General features: G+C 70.5%; 6 protein-coding genes. 2 read left to right on the forward strand and 4 right to left on the reverse strand.

What is annotated here, in order from left to right:
* Positions 1-4 precede the first annotated feature (4 nt).
* The 4 genes from IDM40_RS27160 to IDM40_RS27175 all read right to left on the reverse strand — a co-directional run bounded on the left by IDM40_RS27160 (position 5) and on the right by IDM40_RS27175 (position 3,565).
* Complete coding sequence (locus IDM40_RS27160; RefSeq protein WP_193124935.1) at positions 5-391, reverse strand: hypothetical protein; 387 nt, start codon at positions 389-391, stop codon at positions 5-7.
* Between the two features lie 89 nt (positions 392-480).
* Positions 481-2,022, reverse strand: a complete 1,542-nt coding sequence (locus tag IDM40_RS27165) for a tripartite tricarboxylate transporter permease (RefSeq protein ID WP_193124936.1) — start codon at positions 2,020-2,022, stop codon at positions 481-483.
* On the reverse strand, positions 2,022-2,576 hold the full coding sequence (locus tag IDM40_RS27170) for a tripartite tricarboxylate transporter TctB family protein (RefSeq protein ID WP_193124937.1): 555 nt from the start codon (positions 2,574-2,576) through the stop codon (positions 2,022-2,024). The genes IDM40_RS27165 and IDM40_RS27170 overlap by 1 nt, the downstream gene beginning before the upstream one ends.
* The gene (locus tag IDM40_RS27175; RefSeq protein WP_193124938.1) at positions 2,573-3,565 is read right to left on the reverse strand and encodes a Bug family tripartite tricarboxylate transporter substrate binding protein; all 993 of its coding nucleotides are present in this window, start codon (positions 3,563-3,565) and stop codon (positions 2,573-2,575) included. Before IDM40_RS27175 ends, IDM40_RS27170 begins: the two co-directional genes overlap by 4 nt.
* 236 nt (positions 3,566-3,801) lie before the next feature.
* Here IDM40_RS27175 and IDM40_RS27180 point away from each other — a divergent pair, with 236 nt between their 5' ends.
* Positions 3,802-5,532: an ATP-binding protein gene (locus IDM40_RS27180; RefSeq protein ID WP_193124939.1), complete on the forward strand. Its 1,731-nt coding sequence runs from the start codon at positions 3,802-3,804 to the stop codon at positions 5,530-5,532.
* A gap of 26 nt (positions 5,533-5,558) precedes the next feature.
* Positions 5,559-6,251 carry a response regulator gene (locus IDM40_RS27185; RefSeq protein ID WP_193124941.1) on the forward strand — a complete coding sequence of 231 codons (693 nt, stop codon included), beginning with the start codon at positions 5,559-5,561 and terminating at the stop codon, positions 6,249-6,251.
* The last annotated feature ends 126 nt before the right edge of the window (positions 6,252-6,377 follow it).

Genomic DNA, 6,377 nt, shown 5'->3' on the forward strand with positions numbered 1-6,377 from the left:
CCGGTCAGAAGTGCTCTGGTGGCATGACGGGGCTCTGGATTCCGCCTGACCAGGGGAGTTCGTGTTCGAAGTCGCATGCTGCGACAGCTGGGAGTCCCTGGCCCCACAGCAGTGTGAGTACACCCGAAGTGAAAGGTATGTAGTCAGAGGAAGTGACGTCTTCCTGGGTCCAGATGTCTACAAGAAACGGCCAGTACACGAAGTCGTCCTGCTTGCCCTTGTTCCATTTGTAGCCGTCGTTATCCGTGACGTCGATATGGAACGGGTGGACGAATGTGCTGCTCAAGTAGAATTCGACGGAGAAGTGACGAGACAGAATGAGCTTGACGTCTTCTTCGCCAGATTTTCCGGTGTAGATCGTGCTGCCGGCGTCCCAATTCTCCTGTATCAAGAAAACTCCATTCCCCAAGACAGCGGGCGGTCAGCGTATGCGAACGGCCCCCGGGACGGAGGTCCGGGGGCCGTTCGCGGCAGAGGGTGTCAGGCGACGGGTTCGTGCTCGGCCCCGGGGCGGGCCTTGCGCCGGCGGCGCAGGTGCGTGAGCACCGGCACGACCGCGGCGACCAGCACCAGTCCGTACAGGCCCAGGGAGATGCCGCTCTCGAACAGGATCGCGGGGTCGCCGGAGGACGCGGCGAGTGCGCGCCGGAACTCGTTCTCCGCGATCGGCCCCAGCACCACACCGATCAGCGCCGGCGCGACGGGCAGCCCGAAGGACCGCATACCCAGTCCCAGCACCGCGATGACGATCAGCACCACCAGGTGCAGCACCGAGGTGTTGATGGCGTACACCGCCAGCACGGAGAACAGGGTGATACCCGCGTACAGGTACGGCTTGGGCAGCTTCAGGAGCTTGGCCCACAGCGGCGCGAACGGCAGGTTGATGACCAGCAGCAGGACGCTGCCGATGAGGAGGCTGGCCAGCAGCGTCCACACCAGGTCGGCGTTGCGCTCGAAGAGCACCGGCCCCGGCTGCAGCCCGTACTGCTGGAACGCCGCCAGCATGATCGCAGCCGTCGCCGACGTCGGCAGGCCCAGCCCCAGCAGCGGCACCATCGTGCCAGCCGCGCTGGAGTTGTTGGCGGCCTCGGGCCCGGCCACACCCTCGATGGCGCCCTTGCCGAACTGGTTCTCCTCGCCGGTGCGCGCGGCACGGCGGGCGGCCAGACGGCGCTCGGCCCCGAGCGAGAGGAACGTGGGGATCTCCGCGCCGCTGCCGGGGATGGGCCCGAACGCGCTGCCCAGGGCGGTACCGCGCAGCCAGGGCTTCCACGAACGCTTGAAGTCGCCGCGGCTCAGCCAGGGCCGCCCGGTCCGGATCGCGGAGAAGTCCGCCGCCGACTTGCCGCGCGCGGCCACGTACAGCACCTCGCCGAGCGCGAGCAGGCCGACGGTGACGATGACGATGTCGACGCCGTCGAGCAGGGTCGCGGACCCGAAGTCGAAGCGGGCGGTCCCGCTCTGCGCGTCGATGCCGATGAGCCCGATTGCCAGGCCGATGAGCAGCGAGGTCAGCCCGCGCAGCACCGAACCCGACACCACGGCGGCCACGGCCACGAACGAGAACACGGTGAGCGCGAAGTACTCGCCGGGCCCGAAGTTCAGCGCGAACGAGACCATGACGGGCGCGAACAGCGCCACGATCAGGGTTCCGATGATGCTCGCGACGAAGGAACCGATGACGGCGGTGCCCAGCGCCTGCGCAGCCCGCCCCGCGAGCGCCATCTTGTGGCCCTCGTAGGTCGTGGCGATCGAGGAGGCCTGCCCCGGGGTGTTGAGCAGGATCGACGTGGTCGCGCCGCCGAACATGCCGCCGTAGTACACGCCGGCGAACAGGATGAAGGCCCCGGTGGGGTCCATCCGGAAGGTCACGGGCAGCAGCAGGGCCACCGCCATCGCCGAACCCATGCCGGGCAGCACACCCACGGCGGTGCCCAGGAGCACGCCGAGGAAGGCCCACAGCAGGTTCTCGGGGGTCAGCGCGGCCGCCAACCCGTCCATGAGCTGGTACAGCGTGTCCATCAGAGCACCATCCCGAGGAAGCCGCCGGGCAGCACGAGGCCGAGCCCGAGTGAGAAACCGACCTGCACGGCAGCGGACATCGACAGCGCCACGACCGCGTCACGCAGGTAGGAGCGGGCGCCGAACGCGTAGGCCACGATCCAGAACAGCAGGGCCCCGGCGATCAGCCAGCCGAGCACCTCCAGCAGCGCGGTGTGCACGACCAGCCCGGCGAGGATCAGCAGGACGGGGCGTGCCTCGAACCACTCCAGGCCCGACCCCGCGCGGCCCCGGTTGCGCAGGTTGACCACGGCCATGCACACGGCCGCGGCGAGCAGCAGCGCGCCGATGGCCAGCGGGAACGCCCCCGGTCCGGGGCGGGTGGCGTTGGGCGGGGTCTCCAGGGTCAGCCCGCCCCACACACCGACGAGGCCGAGCGCGGTGACGAGGCCGGGCATGATCCAGGCGGTCGGCCCGGTCCACACCGTCGTCTCGGGATCGGCTGCGGGTGCGGCCGCGGGTGTCGACCCCTGGGCGTGCTCAGGCGCAGCCCCGGCCGTTTCCTGTGCGGTCACAGTCCCAACTCCTCAACGGTCTCCTGGGTCATCTCGATCTCCTCGTCGAGGAACTCCTCGAACTCCTCGCGCCCCTGGTAGGTGTCGGTCCACCGGTTGCGTTCGAGGGTGTCGGCCCAGGTGTCGGTGGTGACCAGCTCGGCGACGAGGTCCTCGAGCCGGGCGGTCTCCTCCTCGGTGAGGCCGGGCGGGGCGATGACACCGCGCCAGTTCGACATCTCCAGGTCGTAACCCTCCTCCTGGATCGTGGGTACGTCGACGCCCTCGAGCCGTTCGGGGGAGGAGATCGCGATCGCCCGCAGCGGGCCGTCGTCCTCGATCTGGTCGGCGAAGTCGCCGAGGGTGCCGAAACCGACCTCGGAGGTGTCCGACAGCAAGGAGGTCAGCACCTCGCCGCCGCCGGCGTAGGGCAGGTAGTTGATGCCGCCGGGTTCGATGTCCATCGCCTGGGCGACCCGGGCGGCGAAGATCTGGTCGACCCCGCCCATGGACCCGCCGGCGACCGGGAGCGTGTCGGAACGCTCGCGCCAGTCCTCGGCGAGGTCGTCGAGGCTCTCGTGCGGGGAGTCCTCGGGCACGACCACGGCCAGGTACTCCGAGGCGACCTGGGCGACGGGGGTGGAGTCCTCCATCGTGTACGGGGACCCGGTCGTCTCCACCGCGCCGACCATGCCCAGGCCGGTCATGGTGAGCACGTTGTCCTGGCCCTCGCGGTTCGCGGTCTGGGACAGGCCGATGGTGCCGCCCGCGCCGTCGGCGTTGCGGACCTCGACGTTGTACCTCATCTCCTCCTCGCGCAGCCCGTTCTGCATCTCCCGGGCCTGTGCGTCCCAGCCACCGCCGGGTGCCGCCGGAGCGATCATCAGGAGTTTCTCCTGTTCGTCGCTGCCGGAGGCCGCGCTCTGGCGCACGTCGAACAGTGCAGTTCCCACGAGCAGGAGGGCGCAGGCGCCCCCGAGCACGGGGAGCAGCACGCCGCGGTCGCGCATGTCCTCTCCTCCATCTCGGCCCCTGGGGTCGGGGCCATCACCACGCAGTCCCGGCCACACGGTCGGGAGACACACACCACAGTGTGGGCGGGCGCACACTGAGATGACGGGGTTGTTAAAACTGGAGTCATATTGGTCGTATTGTTCGTGTGCCGCCCCGAACTGGGCGGATGTCCTGATCGGCGGAGGGCCGACGGACGGTTCCGACCGCGCCGGCCCCGCCCCCTGGAGACCGAATGACCGCGTTCACCGACCGTGGCCGCCTCTCGCTCACCGGTTCCCTGTTCATCGGCTACGTCCTGCTGCTGGTCGTGGCGTTGGCGGCGGTGGGCACGCTGTGGGCGGTGCACTTCGACCGGGAGACCGACCGCCAGTACGCCGAACGTGTGCTGACCGTGGCCCGCTCCGTCGCCGTGCTGCCCGAGGTCGTCGAAGGCCTGCAGGAGCCCACACCTGCAGAGGACCTCGACCCGCTGGCCGACCGCATCGCCGACTCCGCGGGCGCGGACTTCCTGGTCATCGCCTCGCCCGACGGGACCCGGCACACGCACCCGGACAAGGACCTCATCGGGCAGCAGGTCTCGACCCCGCCAGGGCCGGCCGCCGAGGGGCAGGAGTGGACCGGGGTCGAGGACGGAACCCAGGGGCGCACGGTGCGCGCCAAGATCCCCGTCTTCGCCGAGGGCGGTTCGCTGCACGCCGGCGATGCCGAGGGCGAGGTGGTCGGTTACGTCTCGCTGGGCATCCTCGACGACGACGCGACCACCGAGGCGCGTGCCGCCGTTCCCGCGATCCTGGGCACGACCGCTGTCGTGCTGGTCCTGGGTGTGGTCGGGGCCTGGGCGCTCTCGCGTCAGGTGCGCACCAAGACGCACGGCCTGGAACCGGCGCAGATCACGGCGCTGCTCGAGGGGCGCGAGGCTCTCCTGTACGCCGTGCGCGAGGGGGTTCTCGGCCTCGACGGCGACGGCCGGGTCGTGCTCGCGAACCCGCCGGTGCGCGAGCTGCTGGGGCTGGCGGAGGATGCCGAGGGGCGCCACCTGGACGGGCTCGACCTGTCCGAACGTGTGCGGGACGTGGTCACCGGGGCCGACCCGGGGGAAGACCGGATCCTGCTCGTGGGCGGGCGGATTCTTGTCGCCAACCGCATGCCGGTGCGTATCCGTGGACGCGACGCCGGCGCCGTCGTGACCCTGCGGGACCGCACCGAGCTGGACCGGCTGACCGGGGAGCTCGACGGGGCGCGCACGGTGACCCGCGGGCTCCGCGCGCAGACGCACGAGTTCGCCAACCGGGTGCACACCGTCGCCGGGTTGCTGGACCTCGGCGCGCACGGGGAAGCGCGCGACTATCTGGCCGACCTCTCCGCCTCGCACACCCGGGCGAGCACCGGGGTGTCCGAGCACGTGCACGATCCGGCGCTGGCGGCGCTCGCGCTGGCCAAGTCCGCACAGGCCTCTGAACAGGGGGTGGAGCTGCGGCTGTCGCCGATGACCCATGTGCCGGCGCCGCTCGGTGCCGACGCGCGTTCGGACGCGCTGCTGGTGCTCGGGAACCTGGTCGACAACGCGTTGGACGCCGTCGGGGCGGGTGAACCGTCCGGTGGTTCGGCCGGTGCTTCAGGCGGAGACCCCGACGGTGATCCCGACGCGGACCCGGACGGGTGGGTCGAGCTTCTCGTGCGCCTGCACCCCGACTCCGACACCGGGCTCGGGCACGACCTGTTGGAGATCCGCGTGACCGACTCCGGGCACGGTGTCTCCGACGATGTCGCCGAGGAGATCTTCCGATTCGGGTTCACCACCAAGGCGTCCCGCGACGGGGGAACACGGGGCCTGGGGTTGGCGCTGGTGAAACAGGTGTGCGAGAACAGGGGCGGAAGTGTGGAGATGGAGGCCCCGGACGCGGAGGAGGGTGCGGTGTTCACCGCCTGCCTGCCCATGACCGCTGCGGCGGTGGCCCCGTGAGCCGTACTTCCACGGGGCGCGATTCCGTGATCCGAGTGCTGGTCGTCGACGACGACGTGCGGGTGGCCCGTAACCACCAGGAGTTGGTGGAGTCGCTGCCGGCGTTCACGGTGGCGGGGGTGGCGCACAGTGCCGCTGAGGCGCTGACGCAGATCCGCGGGCACCGCCCCGACCTGGTCCTCCTTGACCTGCACCTGCCCGACGCCTCGGGACTGTCGGTCGTGCGGGCGCTGCGTTCGGCGGAGGAGGATCCCGCGCACCAGACGGACTTCCTGATGATCACGGCCGTCCGGGACATCGCCCAGGTGCGCTCGGCGCTGCACGGGGGAGCGGTGCACTACCTGCTCAAGCCGTTTCCGTTGAGTGCGTTGCGGGACCAGTTGGAGCGGTACGCGGTTGCCCGGGACCGGATCCGGATGTCCACGGAGGGTGAGGCGACCCAGCAGGACGTGGACCGGTTGTTCGGCCTGATGCGTCCGCCCGCCGCGGCCGGTGCCCTGCCCAAGGGGCTGACCAAGGCCACGGCGGACCTCGTTGCTGGGGTTCTGCGTGCCGCCGACGGGGAGGTATCGGCGTCGGACGTGGCCGAGCGTGCGGGGGTCTCGCGGGTGACCGCCCGGAGGTACTTGGAGCATCTGTGCGCTGACGGGCGGGCGGAGCTGCGGTTGCGGTACGGGAGTGCCGGGCGGCCGGAGCATCTGTACCGCTGGGTGCCGTGACCTGTGGGATGCCGGCGGGCGCCTCGAGACGGTGATCGTTGATGGGGCTTGCGTGCCTGGGCGGGAGGCGTTGCTCGGGTGTGGGGTGTTCTGGGGTGTGGGGTTCTGTGGTGTTGCCTCGGGGGT

The sequence above is a fragment of the Nocardiopsis coralli genome (assembly GCF_014892575.1).
Taxonomy (GTDB): domain Bacteria; phylum Actinomycetota; class Actinomycetes; order Streptosporangiales; family Streptosporangiaceae; genus Nocardiopsis; species Nocardiopsis coralli.